The organism is Micromonospora qiuiae (genome assembly GCF_016863555.1).
GTDB classification, from domain to species: domain Bacteria; phylum Actinomycetota; class Actinomycetes; order Mycobacteriales; family Micromonosporaceae; genus Micromonospora; species Micromonospora qiuiae.
This window is the reverse complement of the sequence record NZ_BOPC01000051.1, coordinates 1-23,523: the sequence shown is the minus strand read 5'-3', so window position 1 is coordinate 23,523 and position 23,523 is coordinate 1. Positions and strand designations below refer to the sequence as shown.

Annotated in this window: 20 protein-coding genes; 11 read left to right on the top strand and 9 right to left on the bottom strand. The window is 71.3% G+C overall.

All coding sequences use genetic code 11. The annotated features are described in order from the left end of the window. Positions 1 to 10: 10 nt before the first annotated feature. Positions 11 to 367: a YkvA family protein gene (locus Vqi01_RS18725; RefSeq protein WP_204036103.1), complete on the top strand. Its 357-nt coding sequence runs from the start codon at positions 11 to 13 to the stop codon at positions 365 to 367. Positions 368 to 451: 84 nt separating this feature from the next. Further along, positions 452 to 1,822 (top strand): cystathionine beta-synthase, encoded by a 1,371-nt coding sequence (locus tag Vqi01_RS18720; RefSeq protein WP_204036102.1) that lies wholly within the window; start codon positions 452 to 454, stop codon positions 1,820 to 1,822. A 140-nt stretch (positions 1,823 to 1,962) separates the two neighbouring features. On the opposite strand, the gene Vqi01_RS18715 is transcribed toward Vqi01_RS18720, so the two are convergent. From Vqi01_RS18715 to Vqi01_RS18685, 7 genes are all read right to left on the bottom strand, one after another. Then, positions 1,963 to 2,472: a GNAT family N-acetyltransferase gene (locus Vqi01_RS18715; RefSeq protein ID WP_204036101.1), complete on the bottom strand. Its 510-nt coding sequence runs from the start codon at positions 2,470 to 2,472 to the stop codon at positions 1,963 to 1,965. After that, positions 2,469 to 3,398, bottom strand: a complete 930-nt coding sequence (locus tag Vqi01_RS18710) for a ribonuclease Z (protein WP_204036140.1) — start codon at positions 3,396 to 3,398, stop codon at positions 2,469 to 2,471. Before Vqi01_RS18710 ends, Vqi01_RS18715 begins: the two co-directional genes overlap by 4 nt. A 400-nt stretch (positions 3,399 to 3,798) precedes the next feature. Beyond that, positions 3,799 to 4,992, bottom strand: a complete 1,194-nt coding sequence (locus Vqi01_RS18705; RefSeq protein WP_204036100.1) for an osmoprotectant NAGGN system M42 family peptidase — start codon at positions 4,990 to 4,992, stop codon at positions 3,799 to 3,801. Beyond that, on the bottom strand, positions 4,989 to 6,863 hold the full coding sequence (ngg, locus tag Vqi01_RS18700; protein ID WP_204036139.1) for an N-acetylglutaminylglutamine synthetase: 1,875 nt from the start codon (positions 6,861 to 6,863) through the stop codon (positions 4,989 to 4,991). The genes Vqi01_RS18705 and ngg overlap by 4 nt, the downstream gene beginning before the upstream one ends. A gap of 2 nt (positions 6,864 to 6,865) precedes the next feature. Beyond that, the gene (locus Vqi01_RS18695) at positions 6,866 to 8,650 is read right to left on the bottom strand and encodes an N-acetylglutaminylglutamine amidotransferase (protein WP_204036099.1); all 1,785 of its coding nucleotides are present in this window, start codon (positions 8,648 to 8,650) and stop codon (positions 6,866 to 6,868) included. 221 nt (positions 8,651 to 8,871) lie between these two features. Next, positions 8,872 to 9,534 carry a peptide-methionine (S)-S-oxide reductase MsrA gene (msrA, locus tag Vqi01_RS18690; RefSeq protein WP_204036098.1) on the bottom strand — a complete coding sequence of 221 codons (663 nt, stop codon included), beginning with the start codon at positions 9,532 to 9,534 and terminating at the stop codon, positions 8,872 to 8,874. A 156-nt stretch (positions 9,535 to 9,690) separates the two neighbouring features. Beyond that, the gene (locus tag Vqi01_RS18685) at positions 9,691 to 10,116 is read right to left on the bottom strand and encodes an HIT family protein (RefSeq protein ID WP_204036097.1); all 426 of its coding nucleotides are present in this window, start codon (positions 10,114 to 10,116) and stop codon (positions 9,691 to 9,693) included. A 167-nt stretch (positions 10,117 to 10,283) separates the two neighbouring features. On the opposite strand from Vqi01_RS18685, the gene Vqi01_RS18680 reads away from it, so the two are divergent. The 3 genes from Vqi01_RS18680 to ilvA are packed head-to-tail and all read left to right on the top strand — an operon-like array spanning position 10,284 to position 14,129. Next, a complete protein-coding gene (locus Vqi01_RS18680; RefSeq protein ID WP_204036096.1) occupies positions 10,284 to 11,426 on the top strand; it encodes a cystathionine gamma-synthase in 1,143 nt (380 codons plus the stop codon). A 16-nt stretch (positions 11,427 to 11,442) separates the two neighbouring features. Continuing rightward, the gene (locus tag Vqi01_RS18675) at positions 11,443 to 12,855 is read left to right on the top strand and encodes an amidase (protein WP_204036095.1); all 1,413 of its coding nucleotides are present in this window, start codon (positions 11,443 to 11,445) and stop codon (positions 12,853 to 12,855) included. Positions 12,856 to 12,908: 53 nt separating this feature from the next. Continuing rightward, positions 12,909 to 14,129 carry a threonine ammonia-lyase gene (gene ilvA / locus Vqi01_RS18670; RefSeq protein ID WP_204036094.1) on the top strand — a complete coding sequence of 407 codons (1,221 nt, stop codon included), beginning with the start codon at positions 12,909 to 12,911 and terminating at the stop codon, positions 14,127 to 14,129. 56 nt (positions 14,130 to 14,185) lie between these two features. Here the strand turns inward: ilvA and greA are convergent, their stop codons facing one another. Further along, positions 14,186 to 14,683 (bottom strand): transcription elongation factor GreA, encoded by a 498-nt coding sequence (gene greA, locus Vqi01_RS18665; protein WP_204036093.1) that lies wholly within the window; start codon positions 14,681 to 14,683, stop codon positions 14,186 to 14,188. A 200-nt stretch (positions 14,684 to 14,883) separates the two neighbouring features. Further along, positions 14,884 to 15,318: a DUF4307 domain-containing protein gene (locus Vqi01_RS18660; protein ID WP_204036092.1), complete on the bottom strand. Its 435-nt coding sequence runs from the start codon at positions 15,316 to 15,318 to the stop codon at positions 14,884 to 14,886. A gap of 221 nt (positions 15,319 to 15,539) precedes the next feature. Between Vqi01_RS18660 and mca the strand changes: the two genes are divergently transcribed. From mca to purE, 6 genes are all read left to right on the top strand, one after another. Further along, positions 15,540 to 16,421 carry a mycothiol conjugate amidase Mca gene (gene mca / locus Vqi01_RS18655; protein WP_204036091.1) on the top strand — a complete coding sequence of 294 codons (882 nt, stop codon included), beginning with the start codon at positions 15,540 to 15,542 and terminating at the stop codon, positions 16,419 to 16,421. A gap of 48 nt (positions 16,422 to 16,469) precedes the next feature. Next, positions 16,470 to 16,763 carry a hypothetical protein gene (locus Vqi01_RS18650; protein ID WP_204036090.1) on the top strand — a complete coding sequence of 98 codons (294 nt, stop codon included), beginning with the start codon at positions 16,470 to 16,472 and terminating at the stop codon, positions 16,761 to 16,763. Positions 16,764 to 16,941: 178 nt separating this feature from the next. Continuing rightward, a complete protein-coding gene (locus Vqi01_RS18645) occupies positions 16,942 to 19,473 on the top strand; it encodes a putative bifunctional diguanylate cyclase/phosphodiesterase (protein WP_204036089.1) in 2,532 nt (843 codons plus the stop codon). Positions 19,474 to 19,558: 85 nt separating this feature from the next. Then, a complete protein-coding gene (locus Vqi01_RS18640) occupies positions 19,559 to 21,598 on the top strand; it encodes a thioredoxin domain-containing protein (RefSeq protein WP_204036088.1) in 2,040 nt (679 codons plus the stop codon). Between the two features lie 53 nt (positions 21,599 to 21,651). Beyond that, a complete protein-coding gene (locus Vqi01_RS18635; protein ID WP_204036087.1) occupies positions 21,652 to 22,836 on the top strand; it encodes a 5-(carboxyamino)imidazole ribonucleotide synthase in 1,185 nt (394 codons plus the stop codon). 128 nt (positions 22,837 to 22,964) lie between these two features. Beyond that, positions 22,965 to 23,456, top strand: coding sequence for a 5-(carboxyamino)imidazole ribonucleotide mutase (gene purE / locus Vqi01_RS18630; protein WP_204036138.1), 492 nt, complete (start codon positions 22,965 to 22,967; stop codon positions 23,454 to 23,456). Positions 23,457 to 23,523: the final 67 nt, after the last annotated feature.

Below are 23,523 nucleotides of genomic sequence, written 5' to 3'. Positions count from 1 at the left end.
GAGCACGACGATGGCTAAGACGTTGAAGCGAGGTGCGGCCTTCGTGGCCCTGGCTCGGGCGCTGACGGCCGGTGCCCGGGGCGGTCCGTCGCTCGGCGCGCGGCTCGGAGCGTTGCCCAGGATGATCGCGGCCACCGCCCGGGGCCGGTACGACGGCGGCCTGCGGCTGGCCATGATGACGGCGGCGACGGCGTACGTCGTCTCCCCGGTCGACGCGGTGCCGGAGATGTTCCTCGCGGTGTTCGGGCTGATCGACGACGCAGTGATGGTCACCTGGCTGGCCGGCGCGGTGCTCGCCGAGACCGAGCGGTTCCTGGAGTGGGAGTCGCGCCGCAGCTCTGTCATCCCCGGGCACGTGGTGCCCTGACCCGACGTACCCTGGGCGCGGGATCCACATGAACAACCCGCCCCGGCCTGCGGCGCCGGCGCCGGAGGAGAAGGGCACACCGAGGTGCAGTACTACGACAACGTCGTCGAGATGATCGGCAACACTCCGCTGGTGCGACTGCGCAACGTCGCCGAGGGCATCCAGGCGACCGTGCTGGCGAAGGTGGAGTACCTCAACCCGGGCGGCTCGGTGAAGGACCGGATCGCGCTGCGCATGGTGGAGGAGGCCGAGGCAGCCGGCATCCTCCGACCGGGTGGCACCATCGTCGAGCCGACCAGCGGCAACACCGGTGTCGGTCTGGCACTGGTGGCGCAACTCAAGGGCTACAAGTGCGTCTTCGTCTGCCCCGACAAGGTCAGCCAGGACAAGCAGGACGTGCTGCGGGCGTACGGCGCAGAGGTGGTGGTCTGCCCGACCGCCGTCGCACCGGAGGACCCCCGCTCGTACTACAACGTCTCTGACCGGCTGGCCCGGGAGATCCCCAACGCCTGGAAGCCCAACCAGTACGCCAACCCGGCGAATCCGCGTTCGCACTACGAGACCACCGGTCCAGAGCTGTGGAAGCAGACCGAGGGACGCATCACCCACTTCGTCGCCGGGGTGGGCACCGGCGGCACCATCTCCGGGATCGGGCGGTACCTGAAGGAAGCATCCGGTGGCACGGTCAAGGTCATCGGCGCGGATCCGGAGGGCTCGGTCTACTCCGGTGGCACCGGCCGGCCGTACCTCGTCGAGGGGGTCGGTGAGGACTTCTGGCCGGAGACGTACGACCGGGGCGTGTCCGACCAGATCATCGAGGTCTCGGACAAGCAGTCCTTCGAGATGACCCGGCGGCTGGCCCGCGAGGAAGGGCTGCTCGTCGGCGGCTCCTGCGGCATGGCGGTCGTGGCCGCGCTGGAGGTGGCCCGCTCCGCCGGCCCGGACGACGTCGTCGTCGTGCTGCTGCCCGACGGTGGCCGGGGCTACCTGTCCAAGATCTTCAACGACGACTGGATGGCCCGCTACGGCTTTCTTGACAACGCGGGCAACGAGCCGATGGTGGCCGACGCGTTCGCCAGCAAACCGGGCGGGCTGCCCGAACTGGTGCACGTGCACCCGACCGAGACGATTCGCGACGCGGTCGACTACATGCGCGAGTACGGCGTCTCGCAACTGCCCGTGCTCAAGGCCGAGCCGCCGGTGGTCACCGGTGAGGTGGCCGGTTCGATCGCGGAAAAGGATCTGCTCGATGCGCTGTTCACCGGCCAGGCGCAGCTGCACGACACGATCGAGCGGCACATGGCGCCACCGCTGCCGATGATCGGTGGCGGCCAGCCGGTCAGCGAGGCGGTCAGCCTGCTGGAGAAGTCGGACGCCGCGCTGGTGCTGATCGACGGCAAGCCCAAGGGCGTACTCACCCGCCAGGACCTGCTCGCCCACCTCGGCGCCCGCTGAGGGTGTAAGGAAGGGCCCCCTTTTAACGTCTCGTGCATAGCAAGGGCCCCTTATTAACGCTCGCGGCGGAACCGCGCCGCCAAGTGTTAAGAGGGGGCCCTTCCTCTACCGCAGGCGTTAATAAGGGGCCCTTCCTTGCATCAGAGCGGGCGGGCGTAGCGCAACTGCCGGACGGTCACCTTGCCGATCGTGTCGTCGCGCTCCACGCCGGTGGGCTGCCAGCGGCCGTGTTCGTAGAAGCGGCGGGCGTGGGTGTTGTCGCGCAGCACCCAGAGCACCGCGCGGTGCCAACCGCGCCCCCGCATGTCGGCCAGCGCGTCGATCATCAAAGTCCGACCGACGCCGCGACCACGCTCGGCCGGCGCCAGGTGGATGGCGTTGAGCAGGCCGGTGTGCGGATCGCCCTCGTCGTCCGGCCCGAGATAGCTGAAGCCGACCAGCGTGTCGTCCCGCTCGGCCAGGGTCATCCGGTGATCGGCCCGCTCATAGCTCCACCGGGCCAGCCAGTACTCGCCCATCGCCTCCGGGGTCGGGTCGGCCAGCGCCTCGGGCGGCAGGATCGACGAATAGGCCGCGACCCGCGAACGCTGGTGCAGCCGGCCCACCGCCATCAGATCCTCAGCGGTCGCCGGACGTAGCGTGACGGTCACCCGGCCGAGGGTACCCGCCGGGGTGGGACCTGGACCGTGGCCAGATCCTCGGCGATCACCAGGTCGCCGTCGAAGTGGGCGCGGGCCTCGTCGGCGAAGCGGGCCGGGTCGGCGTACCGCTGGGAGAAATGGGTGAGCACCAGCCGGCGTACCCCCGACTCGGCCGCCACCCGCGCGGCCTGGCCGGCCGTGAGGTGCCCGACCTCGGCGGCGAGCGCGGCCTCCGACTCCAGGAACGTCGCCTCGATGACCAGCAGATCGGCCTGCTCGGCCAGTGCGTACACCCCGTCGCAGAGGCCGGTGTCCATCACGAAGGCGACCCGCTGCCCGGGGCGGGGCACGCTCACCTCCTCCCGGGTGACGCGGCGCCCGTCCAGGTCGAGGTGGCCGACGCGCTGCAGCTGGCCGACCGCCGGCCCGCTGATGCCGTACGCGGCCAGCCGCTCCGGCAGCATCCGGTGCCCGTCCGGCTCCACCAGCCGATAGCCGTACGTGTCGATCGGGTGCCGCAGCCGACGCGCCTCCAGGGTGCCGCAGCGCAGCGCGATCCGCTGACCGTCCGCCTCGACCGGCGCCACCACCAGCTCGGCGGTCTCGTAGAAGGAGCTGGCGTGCCGCAGCCGGGCGAAGTAGTCGGTGCCCTCGGCCGGGAAGTGCACCGCCACCGGATGCGGCACCCGGTCCAGAGAGAGGCGCTGGATGATGCCGGGCAGGCCGAGGCAGTGGTCGCCGTGGAAATGGGTGATGCAGATCCGGGTCAGGTCGGTGGCGGTGACCCCGGTGTGCAGCAGCTGCCGTTGGCTGCCCTCGCCCGGGTCGAAGAGGATCACCTCGTCGTCCCAGCGCAGCACGTACCCGTTGTGGTTGCGCGCCCGGGTGGGGGCCTGGCTGGCCGTCCCGAGCACCACCAGCTCCCGCATGGACACGTCGACCTCCCGCGCCGGCCCGGCTGCCCCGGGCATGAAGCGACCCCCGGGGCTTCCGCGCTGACGCGCGGGCCGGCTGGACTGGGCCGGCGCCCCGGGGGTCGGGTGGCTTGTCGTGGATTCGCCGCACCGCTGCCACACGGTCTCGACGACTCTTACCGTGCCCGCCCCGAGAGGCGGACGCACTGTCGAGGACAGCGGCTAGCGGACAGCCACCTCACGAGTCCGATTGCTATACAAGTCTGGACCACCTCCTTTCCCGTGTACCGCCACGCTATCCAGCGGCGAGCCCGCCGGCAACGGGTTTCGATCACATCCGGCGCCCGACCGGACCGGCCCGGCGTGGCGGCGGCTCGGCCCGACCGGACCGGCCCGGCGTGGCGTGGCGGCGGCTCGGCGCTCAGGAGGTGGGGGCGATGCCGATCGGACCCTCGCGGGGGCCCTCCTCGCTGGCCGGTTGCACCGCCAGGGAGGGAAAGTCGACCAGATCGCCCTCGGGCTCGGCGTCCCATTCGGGGAACACCAGGTCGCTCTGGAGGTAGAGGCAGAGCAGTTGGGTCAGGTGGCGTAGCCCTTCCAGGTGGGTCCGCTCGTGGCCGTGGGTGGCGTCGACACCGAAGCCGACCAGGGCCACCCGGGCGTGGGCACCGGCCTCCACCGCCGCCGCCACGTCCGAGCGGTAGTAGTCGAAGACGTCCCGGACCAGGTCCACGTCGTGTTCTGCGGCGATGGCCGCCAGGTTGCGGGTGAGGTGGTAGTCGAACGGGCCCACTCCGTCGCCCATCGCCAGGGTCGCGGCATCCTCCCGGGACTGCTGCCCCGGAGCGACCACCGCCGCGTCCACGGAGACGATCTCGGCGACGTCCGGGTCGAGGCCGTGTGAGGCGCCGTGGCCGATCTCCTCGGTCACGGTGATCAACAGGTGCGCGGTGACCGCCGGCGTCACCCGGGCGTCGACCATGGCCTTGATCGCGGTGAGTACCGCGGCGACCCCGGCCTTGTCGTCCAGGTGCCGGGACTTGACGTACCCGCTGGGGGTGACAGTCGGGTTGGGCAGGAACGCCACGAAATCGCCCGCGTCGATGCCGAGCGCGCGCAGGCCGGCAATGTCCTCGACCGGCTCGTCGATGCGTACCTCGACCTGCTCCCAGCCGATGCCCTGCTCGTCGACGGCGTCGTTGTACCGGTGGCCGCTGGCCTTCAGCGGCAGCACCTGGCCGGTGATCACCCGCTCCAGATCGTCGGTGAAGATTCGTACGTGCGCTCCCTCGGCGAACCGGGCGCTGTGCGTACCGATCGGCTTCAGTTCCAGCCGGCCGTTCTCCTTCAGCCGTTTGACCATCCCGCCGATGGTGTCGGTGTGTACCACGATCGCCCGGTCCGCCCCGGTCTCCTTGGGGCCGGGCAGGCAGGCGCTCAGCGCGCCCCGGCGGGTCAGCGTCGACGGGATGCCGAGCGCCGAGAGTCGCTCGCCCACGTACTGCTGTACGTGGTCGGTACGTCCGGACGGGCTCGGGATTTCCAGCAACTCGACCAGCACCTGGCGCAGGTAGTCCAGGTCGATCGGCAGCGGAATCGTCTTGCGTACGGTCATGTCCCAGATGTTGCCGCACCCGCCGGGATCCACAGCCGTTGCGGTGCCCGCGTCCCGGGGAAGAGCAGATCCACGAAGCGTTCGGCGGTGGGCTGCGGCTCGTGGTTGGCCAACCCGGGCCGCTCGTTGGCCTCGATGAAGACGTGCTCGGGCTGGTCCGGGGCGGGCACCAGCAGGTCGAGCCCGGTCACCGGGATGTCCAGCGCCCGGCTGGCGGCCACGCACGCCTCGGCGATCACCGGGTGCAGCTCGCCGGTGACATCGTGGATCGTCCCGCCGGTGTGCAGGTTGGCGGTGCGTCGTACCGCCAGCACCTGCCCCTCGGGCAGGACGTCGTGCAGCTCGTACCCGGCCTCGGTGACCACGTCCCGGGTCATCTCGTCCAGCGGGATGCGGGACTCACCATCGGTGGCGGCGGCGCGGCGGCGGCTCTGCCGCTCGATCAGCTCGGCGATGTCGTGTACGCCGTCACCCATGATCGTGGCGGGTCGGCGCACCGCGGCGGCCACCACCTCGTGGTCGATCACCACGACCCGCAGGTCCTCGCCGGTGCACAGCTCCTCCAGCAGCACCTCGGGGCAGAACCGGGTGGCCAGCTCGATGGCGGCGGTCAGTGCCTCGGGGGTGCGTACGCCCACCGTGATGCCGTTGCCCTGCTCGCCCCGGGCCGGCTTCACCACCAGCTGGCCCACCTCGGCGAGGAACTCCACGTCGGCGGAATCGCCGGTGGCGGTGCGCCCGCGCGGCACCGACAGACCGGCCTCGGCCAGGATCCGGCGGGTGATCCGCTTGTCGTCGCAGCGGCTCATCGCCACGGCCGAGGTCAGCTCGGACAGCGACTCCCGGGTGAGGATCGTCCGGCCGCCGCTGGTCAGCCGCAGCTCACCCCACTTGGGGTCGGTCACCTCCACCCGGATGCCCCGCCGCATCGCCTCGTCGGCGACGATCCTGGCGTACGGGTTGAGCCCGTCGTATCCGGCCGGCGTGGCCGGCAGGAACAGCCGCTCGTTGATCGGGTTCTTCCGCTTCACACAGAGCATCGCGGTGCGGTAGAAGCCGAGTCGCTCGTAGAGTCGGATCGCTCCCGCGTTCTCGGCGAGCACGGACAGGTCGACGTACGCCCGGCCCCGGGCGACCAGGCGGGCGACCAACTCGGTGATCAGCGCCTGGCCGGTGCCCGGCGGAGCCTGGTTGAAGTCGACCGTCAGGCACCAGAGGCTGGCGCCGTTGTCCGGGTCGTCGAAGACCGCCACGTGGTCGATGCCGGTGATGGTGCCGACGATCTCGCCGGTCGTCGCCTCCGCCACCAGGTGCAGGAAACAATCGGTGGCGGCGTTGTCGACCAGCACTTCGACCGGCGCGGTGACCATGCCGTTGGCCGCGTAGATCCGGTTGACCGCCTCCGCGTCGGCGGCATCGCGCAGCCGGCGGATGCGTACCCCGGGCAGTGCCGGCCGGCCGTTGGCCGGCGCCGGTGTGTCGACGCTGCCGGCCTCCTCGTCGGGGTCGGGCCGGAAACCGCTCAGCGGCAGCCGGTAGGTCAGTGACGGGTCGATGAACAGCTCGTCGGGCAGCCGGGACACCAGCACGTGCGGGTCGCGCAGGTAGACGCAGATGTCCCGGGAACCGGCCGCTTCGGAGCGCAGCACGTCGGCGACGGCGGCCTGGTCGCGGAAGGTCTGCCCGAAAACCAGGCGTCCCCAGCCGCAGTCGAGCACGACACCTTCGTCGCCGTCCGGGCGTTCGTCGTCCGCGTCCACACCACCGCCGACGGCCATCGGATCACCGCCCGGCCCGATCCGTTCGTACCGCCGTACCATGCCTCGACCGCGTTCGGTCCGGGCCATCCCGGTGGCCAGGGTGTCGGTCAGGCTCAGTCGATTCCATGGGTCTGGAGCCACATTTCCAGGAGTCCGAGTTGCCACAGCTTGTTTCCGTTCAACGGGGTCAGTTCGGCGTTGGGGGCGTCGAGCAGGGCGTTGACGTAATCGGTGCGGAACAGGTCGCGGCGGCGGGCCTCGGGCGCGTGCAGCGCGTCGCGTACCCGGTCGAGGAGCTTGCCCTCCAGGTGGGTGAGGCCCGGCACCGGGAAGTAGCCCTTCGGCCGGTCGATCACCTCGTGCGGCAGCATCCGGCGGCCGATCTCCTTGAGCACACCCTTGCCGCCCTGGGCGAGCTTCATCTCGGGCGGACAGGCGGCGGCCAGTTCCACGAACTCGTGATCCAGGAACGGCACCCGGGCCTCCAGCCCATGCGCCATCGTCATGTTGTCGACCCGCTTGACCGGGTCGTCGGTCAGCATGATCTGCGTGTCGATGCGCAGACCGGCGTCGACGGCGGTCTGCGCGCCGGGCTGGGCGAGGTGCGCGGCGACGAATTCGCGGGCCGGGTCGCCGTCGGCGAGCCAGTCGGGGTTGAGCACCTGGGCCAGGCCGGTGGCGTCGCGGTCGAAGAAGGCCCGGGCGTACGTCTCGATGGCCTGCTCGCGGTCGATCTGCGCCAGCGGCGGATACCAGTGGTAGCCGCCCAGGATCTCGTCGGCGCCCTGGCCGGACTGCACCACCTTGACGTGCCGGGACACCTCCTGACTGAGCAGGTAGAACGCCACGCAGTCGTGGCTGACCATGGGCTCGCTCATGGCCGCGACGGCGGCCTCCAACGGCGGCACCAGGTCCTGGGCGGCGATCCGGATCTGGTGGTGATCGGTGCCGAAGGTCTTGGCGACCAGGTCGGAGTAGCGGAACTCGTCGCCCTCCCGACCGCCGACGGCGTCGAAGCCGATGGAGAAGGTGGCGAGCCCTCGTTGCCCCTCGCCGGTGAGCAGGGCCACCACCAGGCTGGAGTCCAGGCCGCCGGAGAGCAGTACGCCGACCGGGACGTCGGCCACCATCCGTCGACGTACGGCGGTGGTCAGCGACTCCAGCAGCGCGTCCTGCCAGTCCTGCTCCGACCAGCCGCTGTGCTCGGCCCGGCGCAGGAAGGGTGGGTTCCAGTAAAGCCGCTCGTGGGTGGTGCCGTCGGCCTCGTAGACCCGGACGGTGGCCGGAGGCAATTTGCTGACGCCGCGCAGGATGGTGCGCGGCGGCGGCACGATGCTGTGGAAGCTCAGATAGTGGGCCAAGGCCACCTGGTCGATGGTGGTGTCCACGCCGCCGCCGGCCAGCAGGGCGGGCAGGGTGCTGGCGAAGCGGACCACGCCGGGCGACTCGGCGAGGTAGAGCGGCTTGATGCCCAGCCGGTCCCGGGCCAGCACCAGGCGCCCGGTGTCCCGCTCGCTGATCGCCACCGCGAACATGCCGATCAGGTGGTCGACGAAGTCGAGCCCCCACTCGGCGTACGCCTTGACGGCGACCTCGCTGTCTCCCTTTGAGAAGAAGCGGTGACCCTTGGCCGCGAGTTCGGCCCGCAGTTCGCGGTAGTTGTAGATGCAGCCGTTGAAGACGGCCGACAGGCCGGTGGTGGAGTCGACGACGGGCTGCCCGCTGGCGGCGGAGAGATCGATGATTCCCAGCCGTCGGTGACCGAGGGCGACAGAACCGTTCGCCCACACGCCGCTGCCGTCGGGTCCGCGGTCACACATCGTGGCGGCCATCCGCTCCACCGCGACGACATCGGCGCGCGTCGCGTCTCGTCGGAACTCCCCAGCCAGTCCGCACATGGCAGCCCATGCTGCCAGAGGATGTTGCGGTTCGCCTGTTGAGACTATGACGGTCGTGTAACAGACTTGCTAGAATCCGCGCCCCACGAGTAATGACGACGGGCCGGCGGTGTGTCGGCCAGCGGTGACCCGGTGTCGAGCGCTTGCGTGAGCCGATCGGCTGTGAAAAAGACCGCACAAACGCCTACGGGGGCCGACGAGCGTCGACCCCCGCGTACGTCTCAACCGGCGGTACGGGCGACCCCCACCGGGCAGCTCAGCCCGTTCGGGCCGTGGTTGCAGTAGCCGTTCGGGTTCTTGGTCGGGGCGAGGTACTGCTGGTGATAGTCCTCGGCCAGGTAGTAGTCGCCCAGCCGCCCGATCTCGGTGGTGATCTCGGGCTTGCCGGCGCGGGCCACGATCGGCGCGAACGCCTCCCGGGACGCCTGCGCGGTGGCGAGCTGCTCGTCGGTGGTGGCGTAGATCGTCGAGCGGTACTGGGTGCCCACGTCGTTGCCCTGGCGCATGCCCTGGGTCGGGTCGTGGTTCTCCCAGAAGACCTTGAGCAGATCCTCGTAGCTGATCTTCGTCGGGTCGTACACCACCTGGACCACCTCGGCGTGCCCGGTCTCGCCGGAGCAGACCTCCTCGTAGGTCGGGTTCGGGGTGTAGCCACCCGAGTAGCCGACCGAGGTGGTGAAGACGCCGGGCAGGGTCCAGAACAGCCGCTCGGCACCCCAGAAGCACCCCATACCGAAGACCGCGACCTGCGAGCCCTCAGGGAAAGGACCAGTCAGGGGGGTCCCGAGCACCTCGTGCCGGTCGGCGACCGGCATCGAGATCGCGCGGCCGGGCAGAGCCCGGTCAGGGGAGACCATCTCGGCCTTCATGCGGCGGAGGAACACGGTGGAACTCCTTTCGTACCCTTCCCCGCGTGCAACACCGGCGGACTCCGTTTCCTTACCCACCCGGCCGCCGGTCAGGCCCCGTTCCGCCGCCAACGTGTCCGCGCGTACTCCTCGACCCAACTCCGACTGCTCCGCCAGCCTCAGCCGAGATCATCAGGCCGGATCGGCGGAGAGGGCGGTGCGGATGCGGTCGGCGTACGAGGTGGCGTCGGGGTCATCGGCGTAGCGGGTGCGGGGCCAGAAGAAGCCGCGCAGGCCGTCGCCCTTGGTTCGAGGCACCACGTGGGTGTGCAGGTGCGGCACGGACTGGGACACTCTGTTGTTCATCGCCACGAACGTGCCGCCCGCGCCCAGCCCGGCCTCGACCGCGACAGCCAGCCGCCGGACCAGCCCGAAGTAACCGGCGATGGACTCCGGCGGCAGGTCGGCAAGGGTGACCAGGTGGGTGTGGGGCACCACCAGCACATGCCCCTTGAACACCGGCCGGGTGTCCAGGAACGCCACCCCGTCCGGCTCGTCGACCACTCGGAACGCCGGCGCCTCACCCGCCACGATCCCACAGAACACGCACCCCGCCACCGGCTCACCCTATGACCGTCCCGCAGTGATCGGCCGCTGGCCTCCGCAGCCAGTTGATCGACTCCGTTTCGTCCGTACGGCGGTGTCCGATCGGCCGGGACACCGCCATCACGGCGAAACGGCGATCGGCGAAGCCGCTGGTGGACGCACGGACTAACCTCTGCGTAATGAACCACGGCTTCGATACGCTCGCCATCCACGCCGGCCAGGACCCCGAGGCCCGGACCGGCGCGGTCATCCCACCGATCTACCAGACCAGCACGTACGCCCAGGACGCCGTCGGGGCGCCCCGTCAGGGCTACGAGTACAGCCGGTCGGGCAACCCGACCCGCGACGCGCTCCAGGAATGCCTGGCCGCACTGGAGGGCGGGGCCGTCGGGCTCGCCTTCGCCAGCGGCCTGGCCGCTGAGGACACGCTGCTGCGTACCGTCTGCGGCCCCGGTGACCACGTGGTCATCCCCGACGACGCGTACGGCGGCACGTACCGGCTCTTCGCCAGGGTGGCGCAGCGGTGGGGGCTGTCGTTCACCCCGGCGAAGGTCTCCGATCCGGACGCCGTGCGGGCCGCGATCCGTCCCGGCACCACCAAGGTCGTCTGGCTGGAGACGCCGACCAACCCGCTGCTCGGCATCGCCGACATCGCCACCCTCGCCGCCGTCGCGCACGACGCCGGCGCGCTGCTGGTGGTCGACAACACCTTCGCCTCGCCGTACCTGCAACAGCCGATCGCCCTCGGCGCGGACGTGGTGGTGCACTCCACCACCAAGTACATCGGCGGACACTCCGACGTGGTCGGCGGGGCGCTGGTGGCGGCCGACGCCGCGCTCGGCGAGGAACTGCGTTACCACCAGAACGCGATGGGCGCGGTCAACGGCCCGTTCGACGCCTGGCTCACCCTGCGCGGGATCAAGACCCTCGGCGTACGGATGGACCGGCACTGCGACAACGCCGAGCGGATCGCCGCGTACCTGGAGGGGCACGCCAAGGTCAGCGAGGTGCTCTACCCGGGGCTGCCCACGCACGCCGGCCACGAGGTGGCGGCCAAGCAGATGCGCCGGTTCGGCGGAATGATCTCGTTCCGGGCGGCCGGCGGCGAGGAACATGCCGTGGACATCTGCAACCGGGCCAAGCTTTTCGTGCTCGCCGAGTCGCTCGGCGGGGTGGAATCCCTGATCGAGCACCCGGGCCGGATGACACACGCAAGCGCTGCCGGCTCGCCGCTTGAAGTTCCCGGCGATCTCGTGCGACTGTCTGTCGGCATCGAAACGGTCGAGGACCTGCTCGCCGATCTGGAGCAGGCGCTGAGCTGACCGCTGGCTGGGGAGGGTGGCCGTGCAGGACATCATGCCGACCTGGGTCGGGGCGACGGCCAAACAGATCGCCCGGGGCGTACGCCGGGGAGATGTCTCGGCCACCCAGGTGCTGGCCGACCACCTCGATCACGTAGCCAAGGCCGACGCCGACCTCGCCGCGTTCCGCGCCGTACGCGGCGGGGAGGCGGTGACCGAGGCGGAGAAGGTCGACGAGCAGGAGGATCTGGCCAACCTGCCGCTGGCCGGCGTTCCGGTGGCGGTCAAGGAGAACACTCCGGTGGCCGGCATGCCCACCTGGAACGGCTCGGCCGCGGTGCGTACCCCGGTGGCGGAGGCCGACCACGAGGTGGTCCGGCGGCTGCGCGGAGCCGGCGCGGTGATCCTCGGCGTCACCCGGATGCCCGAGCTGGGCCTGTGGGCGGTGACCGACGACGACACCTCCGTCACCCGTAACCCGTGGGACCTGGGGCGGACCCCCGGTGGCTCCTCCGGCGGCGCGGCGGCCGCGGTGGCGGCCGGGCTGGTGCCGATCGCGCACGGCAACGACGGGCTCGGCTCGATCCGTATCCCGGCGGCCTGCTGCGGCCTGGTCGGCCTCAAGCCCGGCCGTGGCGTGGTGCCCTGCCAGCTCGGTGCCGAGGACTGGTTCGGGCTGACCGAACACGGAATGCTCAGCACCACGGTCGCCGACGCGGCGGTCGGTTTCCAGGTGCTCGCCGGCCGCGCCCAGGAGAAGCTCGTTCCGCCGCAGCGGCTGCGGGTCGGCGTGTCGTTGCGTTCCCCGGTGCGTGGGGTCTCGCCGGACGCGCCCAACCGGGAGGCGGTCGCCGCAGCCGGCCGGCTGCTCGCCGGAGCCGGGCACGACACCGTGCCGGCCGACCCGGTCTATCCGACCGCCCTGGGGTTGCAGGGCATCGCCACCTGGTTCGCCGCCGCTGCGGCGGACGTGCGGGCGGCCGGGATCGACCGAGGCAGTTTGCAAGCGCGTACCCGCCGGCACGTCACCTTCGGCAACTGGGCATGGCGGCGCGGGTACGTCCGGGAGGCCGACCGGCTCGCCTGGCGCGAGCGCTCGGTCGGCTTTTTCGCCGACCACTCGGTGGACCTGCTGCTCACCCCGGCACTGGCCAGCGTGCCGCCGCCGGCCACCAGTTGGTCGTCCCGGTCCTGGCGGGCCAACATGCTGGCCAACATCCGGTACGCCCCGTACGCGGCGCCCTGGAACATCGCCGGCCTGCCCGCCCTGGTGGTCCCGGTGGGCCGCCGCCCGGACGGGCTGCCGTTGGCCGTGCAACTGGTCGGCCCGCCCGGCTCGGAGCTGCTGCTGCTCGGCGTCGCCGGCCAGTTCGAGATGGCGGCCCCGTGGCCGCGGCACGCCCCCGGTTACCCGCGGGTCGGAACGGGATCGCCCGCCGGCACATCATGATCTGCGGCAGCTCCGCCGGCCGGGACGGTCGGAGCGGGTGGCACGATCGGAACATGACGGAACTGGTCAGCCTCGACGAGGTGCGGGCGGCGCGGAAACTGCTCGACGGTGTCACCCGCACCACCCCGCTGGAGCCCTCCCGTCCGCTCACCGCCGCGCTCGGCGGGCCGGTCTGGCTGAAGTGCGAGAACCTTCAGCGGGCGGGCTCGTACAAGGTGCGCGGTGCCTATGTGCGCATCTCGCGGTTGTCGGAGCGGGAACGGGCCCGGGGGGTGGTCGCGGCGAGCGCCGGCAACCACGCCCAGGGGGTGGCGCTGGCCGCCGGGCTGGTCGGCACCCGGGCCACCGTCTTCATGCCGGTGAACGCGACGCTGCCGAAGGTGGCGGCCACCAAGCGGTACGGCGCCCAGGTCGAACTGGTCGGGGCCACGGTCGACGAGTCACTGGTCGCGGCGGAGACGTTCGCCGAGCGCACCGGGGCGGTGCTGATCCACCCGTTCGACCATCCCGACGTGATCGCCGGGCAGGGCACGGTGGCGCTGGAGATCCTGGAGCAGTGTCCCGAGGTGCGGACGATCGTCACGGGTGTCGGCGGTGGCGGGCTGGCCTCCGGAATGGCGGTGGTGGCCAAGGCGCTGCGCCCGGACATCCGGGTGATCGGCGTACAGGCGGCGGACGCGGCGGCCTTCCCGCCTTCGCTGCTGGCCGGTGAGCCGGTGCGGCTGCCCACCCTGACCACCATCGCCGACGGCATCGCCGTCGGCCGTCCGGGCGAGATCACCTTCGCCCACGTCCGCAAGCTCGTCGACGAGATCGTCACCGTCTCCGAGGAGGACATCTCGCGGGCGTTGCTCATGCTGCTGGAGCGGGGCAAGCAGGTGGTGGAGCCGGCCGGCGCGGTGGGTGTGGCGGCGCTGCTGGCCGGCGCGGTGGAGGTGACGACGCCGGTGGTGGCGGTGCTCTCCGGCGGCAACATCGACCCGCTGTTGATGCTCCGGGTGATCGAGCACGGCCTGGCGGCAGCGGGCCGTTACCTGCGGATCACCGTCCGCTGCTCCGACCAGCCGGGTCAGCTCGCCTCCCTGCTACGCGAGATCGCCGAACAACGGGCCAACGTGGTGGACGTGGAGCACCAGCGGGCCAACCCGCACCTGCGTCTCGGCGAGGTGGAGGTGGCGCTGTCGGTGGAGACCCGCGGGGGCGAGCACTCGGACAGGCTGATCGATGCCCTGCGGGCCAGCGGATACCAGGTGATGATCGCGCCAGAGGCGTGACACCGGAGGGCGTCACGCCTCTGCGTGCCGTGGTCGGCCGGTGCCCGGCCGGTGGATCAGCCGGAGAACGGCTCGAAGCTGACCACCGTCACCTTGATGTCCGCGCCGCTGGGCGCGGTGTACGTGCAGGTCTGCCCGGCCTTGCCGCCCAGGATCGCCTGGCCGAGTGCGGACTCGGGGCTGTAGACCGTGAGGTCGGTGGTCGCGGCGATTTCACGGGAACCGAGCAGGAACGTCTCTGTGTCGTCGGCGTCGTCGTCGAAGTAGATCGTCACGACCATCCCGGGCGCCACGGCGTCGACGGTCGGTGCCTCGCCGACCTGGGCGGTGCGGAGCAGCTCCTTGAGATAGAGGATGCGCCCCTCGGCCTTGCCCTGCTCTTCGCGGGCGGCGTGGTAGCCGCCGTTCTCGCGCAGGTCGCCTTCCTCTCGCCGGGCGTTGATCTCGGCGGCGATGATCGGCCGGTTGGCGATCAACTCGTCGAGCTCGGCCTTCAGGCGGTCGTACGCGTCCTGCGACAGCCAGGTGGCGGGCGCCTTATTGCCATTGGACACAGGCGGTCCTCCTCGATTGTGCGTGCTGGCTGACAGGTGAACCTCCAAGCTACCAGTGCGCTACGACCGGAAGTCCCGGTGATCACGTCCCGCCGATGAAACGGCCGCGGCCGTGTCCCGGTCCGGAGCTGTGTGTCGGTGCGGGGCTGTCCCGGTTCGGCGTTGTGTACTGGTTCGGAGCTGTGTGCCGGTGCGGGGCGTCAGGCGGGTGGCCGGCAGCGGACCACCTCGCCGATGAAGGGACGGGCGGTGGTGGCGAGGCGGTGGCGGAGGACGACCTGGCTCTGCCCCTCGGCGGCGGTCACCGGCACCTCCTCGCGGGCCACCTCGCCGCCGGCGTGGTCCCGGGCCCGCAGTAGGCACACCGCGGACCCGCCGTCCGGCAGGTGCACCCGGAAGTCGACTACCACCTGCGTGTCCGTGATGTCGGAGTAGCTGATCACCTGCGCGTCGTACATCGGGTCGCCGTACTGCTTGTAGAGCCGGACCGAGATCACGGTGAGCGCCGCGACCGCAGCGACCACCAGCAGCGCGGCCAGCACCGGCCGACGGCGGCGGGGCGCCCGACGGCGGCCGTACCGGCCGGGCGGGAACACCGGCGTGTCTGGTGGAAGTGTGGTGTGCGTCTCGGTCACCGGCGGGTATCTCCCTGGCGTTGTTGTCGGAGGCATCGGCAAGAATGGCGGGGAACCGTCTCTCCTGCCCGACTCGGCGTCAAATACAGCTGGCGTCACATACAACTGGTGTCAAATATGACAGCCGGCCCGGGCCGGTACCGCGACGGGGGAGGATTTCGGCAGGTCAACGACGGGCCGGGCGAGGGCCCGCCGGTGGGCAGAGACGAGGAGCCCCAACCTTGGCAGAACAACTTCGACTCATGGCCGTCCACGCGCACCCCGACGACGAGTCGAGCAAGGGAGCCGCGACCACGGCGAAGTACGTCGCCGAAGGGGTGGACGTGCTGGTCGTCACGTGTACTGGCGGCGAGCGCGGCAGCGTGCTCAATCCCAAGCTCGACCGGCCCGAGGTGTGGGCCAACATCGCCGAGATCCGGCGGGCGGAAATGGACGCGGCGCGAGCCATTCTCGGCATCGAGCAGGCGTGGCTGGGCTTCGTGGACTCCGGGCTGCCCGAGGGTGATCCGCTGCCCCCGCTGCCGGAGGGCTGCTTCGCCCTTCAGGACGTCGAGGTGGCCGCCGGTCCGCTGGTGCGTCTGATGCGCGAGTTCCGTCCGCATGTCGTCACCACGTACGACGAGGAGGGCGGCTACCCGCACCCGGACCACATCATGTGCCACAAGGTGAGCGTGGCGGCCTTCGAGGCCGCCGGCGACGCGCAGCGCTACCCGGAGTTGGGCGAGCCGTGGCAGCCGCTGAAGCTCTACTACGACGTCGGTTTCTCCAAGGGCAAGATCTTGGCGCTGCACGAGGCGATGCTGGCCGCCGGCGTGGAATCCCCGTACGCGGAGTGGCTGACCCGCTGGGAGGACCGGCCGGACAAGGGCCCCCGGATCACCACCCGGGTCGAGTGCGCTGAATACTTCCCGGTCCGCGACGACGCGCTGCGAGCCCACGCGACTCAGGTCGACCCGGACGGCTTCTGGTTCCAGGTGCCGATGGAGTTGCAGCAGCATGCCTGGCCGACAGAAGATTTCCAGCTGGCCCGGTCGCTGGTCGACAGCCCCCTGCCCGAGTCCGACCTGTTTGCCGGCGTACGGGAGACGGCCCATGCCCGCTGAACCGGCGGCGGGCTACCCTTGTCGCACGCCGCCGTTCGGAGGAAGCCCATGCTGACCGTTGCTGAGGTGCTCGCCCAGAACAACTTCGGGGACACCCGCACGGGTGGCCTGGCCGGGCCGATGGGGCTCTTCCTCATCCTGATGCTGGGCACCGCCACCGTGCTGTTGATCCGCAACATGAATGCCCGGCTGCGCCGGCTGCCCGATCGGTTCCCCGCCGAGGCGGCCGCCAGCGGGCCGGACACAGTGGCCCGGACGGCCGATGATCCGACAGGTGGGACCATCACGGCGGATTCATCAGCAGAACCCGCCAGTGGGCGTCAGCAGCGCCGCGACGCCTGATCGGGGCATGATTCACGTCGAACCGGATGGTCGCCCCCTGTTGCGACCATCCGGTTTGGCTTAGCCTTCCGCCGGGGGACCAAAAGTCCCCAAGCTGTGCGCGGGAGGGGGCGCCGATGACCATGGCAATCATGTCCGCCCGTCGCCTGTCCTGTTCCCGGCCGGCGGGAGGGGGTCGGTGACCTCCGACCGGGCCGGTCCTACCCTCGACCGGTCCCCGGGCCGGGGCACCCCGCCCAGGCTGCATCTGCTCACGGCTGCGGTCGTGGGCACCGCGCTGGTCGCCGCCGTGGTGGGCCTGAGCCTGCCGGTGCAGCTGCCGGCCGACGATCCGCTCGGCGGGCTGTCCCGGTTCGGCATCGCGGTCGCCGTCTTCGCCCTGTCGCAGCTGGCCCGGCTGCGCTTCCAGGCAGCGGCCGGAGTGGTCAACATCACCTGGGCCGAGGCCGCGCTGATCGTCTGCCTGTACCTCGTACCACCCGGTTGGCTTCCGGCGGCGGCGCTGATCGGCGTCGCATCGGCCTGGGCGGTGCTGTCGCTGCTGGACGACGGCCGGACGACCTTGGACGTGCTGCGGATCGCCGGCACGCAGACCGCCGCCGTCGCCCTCGCGGTGTCGGTCACCACCGCCCTGGGCCAGCCGTTGCTGGCCTCCCCGACGCCGGCGCTCGTGTTCGCGGTCGCCGCCGGCGCCGTCTCCCACCTGCTCGCCAGCGTCTGGTTGGGCGGGGTCATGCTGGCGCTGCGGCACGGGATGCCGCTCGGGCGTCCGTTGCTCGCCGCGCTGCGCGGCAAGCTGTTGATGTTCGTCGGCAATGTGGTGGCCGGCATCTCGGTGGTCGCCCTGATCGAGATCGACCCTCGGTGGCTGCTACTGCTACCCGCCCCGTTGTGGTTGCTGCAACAGACCTACCGGCAGCGGCTGCGCGACGACCGCGACAGGCGTACCTGGCGGTCGTACGCCGAGGCCACCGCCGCACTCAACCAACTGGACGAGCATGGGGTGGCCACCGCGGCTGCCACCGGTGGGCTGGCGCTGTTCGAGGCGGAGACGGTCGACGTCGAGGTGGTCCGCGGCGACGGGCGGTGGCGTCGTTACCGGGGTGACCCGAGCGGCCGGATCACCGACCGGGAGATCGCGCCGCCGGTGAACGGCGTACCCGACCCCGAGGAGATGGTCCGCGACCTGTCGGTGGGCGAGAGCCAGGTCGGACGGCTGCGGGTCCGCTTCCCCGGTATGGCCCCGCTCGGCGATCGGGAGCGGGACGTCTTCGCCGCCTTCGCCGACGCCCTCGCCGCCGCCCTGCACGACGCGGCGACCCACCGGGAACTCCGCCTGGTCGCCGCGCGATCGTCCTACGAGGCGGTGCACGACCCGGTCACCGGACTGGCCAACCGGGCGGCCATGCTCAGCCGGGGCGACCAGGCGCTCCGGCAACTGGCCCATGATCACCCCGTCGCGTTGCTGCTGCTGGACGTCGATCAGTTCAAAGAGGTGAACGACACTCTCGGGCACGCGGCCGGCGACCAACTGCTCCGACTGACCGCCAACCGGCTCGAGGCGCTGACCCGCTCCGGTGACCTGCTGGCCCGACTCGGCGGTGACGAGTTCGCCCTGCTGCTGACCTCGGTCCCGGTGGTCGCGGACCGTGCCGCCCCGATGGCGTACGCGCTGCGTCAGGCCCGGGACATCGCCGAGCGGCTGGCCGCGCCGGCAGAGGTGGCCGGGGTACGAATGTCGGTCGAGGTCTCCGTCGGCGTGGTGGTGGCCGCGGCCGGTACCGCCGATCTGACCGAGCTGCTGCGCCGGGCCGACATCGCCATGTACCAGGCGAAGGCGGGCGGCGCCAGCGTGGCCGCGTACGACAGCGCCCGGGACGCGGCCAGCACCGACCAGTTGGCCCTGCTCGCTGAGCTGCGCGAGGCGTTGCAGGCCGACGACCAGCTGGTGCTGGTGTTGCAGCCGGCCGTCGACCTGGCCACCGGAGCGCCGACCGGCGTGGAGGCGTTGATTCGCTGGCGGCATCCACGCCGGGGCCTGCTCGGGCCCTCCGACTTCATCCGGCCGGTGGAGAACAGTGATCAGCTGAGCACCTTCACCCGGTACGTGTTGGACAAGGCGCTGGCGGTCGCGGCCGATTGGGGCCGGGAGGGCCTCGACGTGCCGATCTCGGTCAACCTCTCCGCCCGCAGCCTGCTCGACCACCGGCTGCCGGGTGAGATCGCCGACGCGCTGCGCCGGCACCAGGTGCCCGCCGATCGGCTGGTCCTGGAGATCACCGAGACGGTGATGATGAGCGAGCTGGAGGTCATCGACCAGGTGCTCACCGCACTGCGGTCGATGGGCGTGCAACTGGCGGTGGACGACTTCGGCACCGGCTTCTCCTCGCTGGCCTTCCTCACCAGGATCGAGGTGGACGAGCTCAAGGTCGACCGCTCGTTCGTCCTCCAGATGGCGGACTCCCGCGAGGCGGCAGCGATCGTACGCTACACCGTTGGCATGGCCAACGAACTCGGGCTGCGGGTGGTGGCCGAGGGCGTGGAGACCGCCGCGCAACGGTCCGCCCTGGTCGAGCTGGGCTGCACCGCCGCACAGGGTTACCACTTCTTCAAGCCGATGCCGGCCGACAAGATCGGCGCCGTGCTCGGCTCCCTGGCCCGCCAGGCCCCCACCAACGTCCTCCCACTGCGCGCCGACGACGCCTCCTAGTCCTAAGGCCGCCTGGCCAGGCGTACGCCGCCTGGCGCCCGGCGTACGAGCGGCGGCCGATCGACGGGCTGGATATGGTCGTCGGGTGAACCGACTCGCGGACGCCACCAGCCCCTATCTGCTTCAGCACGCCGACAACCCGGTGGACTGGTGGCCCTGGTGCGAGGAGGCGTTCGCCGAGGCGAAACGGCGGGACGTGCCGGTGCTCATCTCGGTCGGCTACTCCGCCTGCCACTGGTGTCACGTGATGGCGCACGAGTCGTTCGAGGACGAAACCGTCGGCAGGCTGCTGAACGAGGGCTTCGTGTCGATCAAGGTGGACCGTGAGGAGCGGCCCGACGTCGACGCGGTCTACATGACCGCCACCCAGGCCATGACCGGCCAGGGCGGCTGGCCGATGACGGTCTTCGCCACTCCGGACGGCACCCCGTTCTTCTGCGGGACGTACTTCCCTCGCCCCAATTTCCTCCGTCTGCTCGAGTCGGTCGGCACTGCATGGCGGGAGCAGCGCGACGCCGTGCTGCGCCAGGGCGCCGCGGTGGTCGAGGCGATCGGCGGCGCCCAGGCCGTCGGCGGCCCGACCACCCCGCTCACCGCCGACCTGCTCGACGCCGCCGCCAACCAGCTGGCCAGCGAGTACGACGAGGTCAACGGCGGGTTCGGCGGGGCACCGAAGTTCCCGCCGCACATGAACCTGCTTTTCCTGCTGCGCCACCACCAGCGCACCGGCTCGCCGCGGAGCCTGGAGGTCGTCCGGCACACCTGCGAGGCGATGGCCCGGGGCGGCATCCACGACCAGCTCGCCGGCGGTTTCGCCCGGTACGCGGTGGACGCGCACTGGACCGTGCCGCATTTCGAGAAGATGCTCTACGACAACGCCCTGCTGCTGCGGGTCTACACCCAGCTGTGGCGGCTCACCGGGGACGCGCTGGCGCTGCGAGTGGCCCGGGACATCGCCCGGTTCCTCGCCGACGAGCTGCACCGGCCCGGCCAGGGCTTTGCCTCCGCGCTCGACGCCGACACCGAGGGCGTCGAGGGGCTCACGTACGCCTGGACCCCGGCCCAACTGGTCGAGGTGCTCGGCGAGGAGGACGGCCGCTGGGCGGCCGACCTGTTCGGCGTCACCGAGGCCGGGACCTTTGAGAAGGGCATGAGCGTGCTGCGGCTGGCCCGCGACGTCGACGACGCCGACCCGGAGATACGCGGACGCTGGCAGGGCGTGGTCCGCCGGCTGCTGGCCGCCCGGGACACCCGTCCGCAGCCGGCCCGTGACGACAAGGTGGTGGCCGCCTGGAACGGGCTGGCCGTCACCGCGCTCGCCGAGTTCGTCCGGCTCGTCGAGACCTCCGGCCGCAGCGGCGACGAAGGGGAGGCCAACCTGCTGGAGGGGGTGGTCATCGTCGCCGACGGTGCGATGCGGGACACCGCCGAGTACCTGGCGCGGGTGCACGTGGTGGACGGACGGCTGCGCCGCGCCTCCCGGGATGGCCGGGTCGGCGAGCCGGCCGGGGTGCTGGAGGACTACGGCTGCGTGGCAGAGGCGTTCTGCGCCATGCACCAGGTCACCGGCGAGGGGCGGTGGCTGGAGCTGGCCGGGCAACTGCTCGACGCCGCCCTGGCGCACTTTGCCGCGCCCGGCGGCGCGTTCTACGACACCGCAGACGACGCGGAGCAGCTGGTGACCCGGCCGGCCGATCCGACCGACAACGCCACTCCCTCCGGCCGGTCCTCGATCATCGCCGCCCTGGTGACGTACACGGCGTTGACCGGGGAGAACCGCTACCGGGAGGTCGCCGAGGCGGCGTTGGAGACCGTCGCGCCGATCGTCGGGCGGCACGCCCGGTTCACCGGGTACGCGGCGACCGTGGGGGAGGCGCTGCTCTCCGGGCCGTACGAGATCGCGGTGGTTACCGGGAGCCCGGCGGATGATCCGCTGGTCGCGGCGGCGTACCGGCACGCCCCGCCCGGGGCGGTGATCGTCGCCGGCCACCCCGATCAGCCCGGTGTACCGCTGCTGGCCGGGCGGCCCCTGCTCGACGACCGGCCCGCTGCGTACGTCTGTCGGGGTTTCGTCTGTCAGCGGCCGGTCACCGGCGTCGAGGACCTGGTGGCGCAGCTAACCTAGATCCGGTGTCCGCCGATCGGCTCCCGGACCGGCCCGGATAGGCTGGCGCCGCTATGGATTCCCGTACCGGTCTGCCTGTTGTCGGCATGGTGGGCGGCGGCCAACTGGCCCGGATGACCCACCAGGCCGCGATCTCCCTCGGCCAGTCGCTGCGCGTGCTCGCGCTCACGCCGGACGACGGGGCGGCCCTGGTCGCCGCCGACGTCCAGTACGGCGACCACACAGATCTCGCTGCCCTGCGTACCTTCGCCAAGGGCTGCGATGTCGTCACCTTCGATCACGAGCACGTTCCGACCGAGCACATCCGCGCCCTGGCCGGCGAGGGAGTGAAGTTGTTCCCGCCGGCCGACGCGCTGGTGCACGCCCAGGACAAGCAGGTGATGCGGGAGCGGCTCGGTGCGCTGGGCGCGCCGAACCCTGCCTGGCGACCGGTCGGATCACCGGCCGACCTGGTGGCCTTCGGTGACGAGGTGGGCTGGCCGGTGATGCTCAAGGCGGCGCGCGGCGGGTACGACGGCCGGGGCGTCTGGCCGGTCACCGACGCGGTGGCCGCCGCCGACCTCGCGGAGACCCTGCTCGCCGGCGGCACGGCGCTCATCGTCGAGGAACGGGTGGCGCTGCGCCGGGAACTGGCCGTGCAGGTGGCCCGTTCGCCGTTCGGGCAGGTCGCCGCTTATCCGGTGGTGGAGACGGTGCAGCGGGACGGCATCTGCGTGGAGGTGCTGGCCCCCGCTCCCGGGCTGCCGGAGGAGTTGGCGGTGGCCGCGCAGCAGCTCGCCATCGACCTGGCCACCGCACTTGGCGTGGTGGGTCTGCTGGCGGTGGAGTTGTTCGAGGTGGCCGATCCGGCGGTGCCGGGCAGCAGCCGGATCGTGGTCAACGAGTTGGCGATGCGCCCGCACAACTCCGGGCACTGGACCATCGAGGGCGCCCGTACCTCGCAGTTCGAGCAGCACCTGCGGGCGGTGCTGGACTACCCGATGGGTGACACCTCGCTGACTGCGCCGGTGGTGGTGATGGCGAACGTGCTCGGCGGTGAACCCGGCGGGATGTCGATCGACGAGCGGCTGCACCACCTCTTCGCCGCCGAACCCACCGCCCGGGTGCACCTGTACGGCAAGCAGGTGCGCCCCGGCCGCAAGATCGGGCATGTCACGGTTCTCGGCGACGACCTGGACGAGGTACGCGCCCGGGCCGCCCGCGCTGCCCGCTGGCTCCGCGATGGCACCGGTGAGTGAGCCTCGCGGGCCTGGTCGGCGAACGGCGACGGCCCATGGGTGACCGGGCGGACCGGGCAGCGGCGAACGGCGACGGCCCATGGGGTGACCGGGCGGACCGGGCAGCGGCGAACGAGGAGGAAAACGGCGTGAGCACCGTTGGCGTCATCATGGGTAGCGACTCGGACTGGCCGACGATGAAGGCCGCTGTCGAGGTGCTCACCGAGTTCGAGGTGCCGTACGAGGTTGAGGTGGTCTCGGCGCACCGCACCCCGGTCAAGATGATCGACTATGGCCGGGCCGCCGCCGGACGGGGCCTCAAGGTGATCATTGCCGGCGCGGGTGGTGCGGCCGCCCTGCCCGGCATGGTCGCCTCGGTCACCCCACTGCCGGTGATCGGTGTTCCGGTGCCGCTGAAGCACCTCGACGGCATGGACTCGCTGCTCTCCATCGTGCAGATGCCGGCTGGCGTGCCGGTGGCCACCGTGTCGATCGGCAACGCCCGCAACGCCGGGCTGCTCGCCGTCCGCATCCTCGGTGCGTCGGACCCGGCCCTGCTCGACCGGATGTCCGCCTATCAGGCCGACCTGGAGCAACTGGTCGCCGAAAAAGACGCCGCCCTCCGCGCCTCCTTGATCTAGGTGAGCTAGGCACCCGCGCAACTCCCGCTCGGCATAGCACTCTCCAGCGCCAGAAACCTCGCCGATC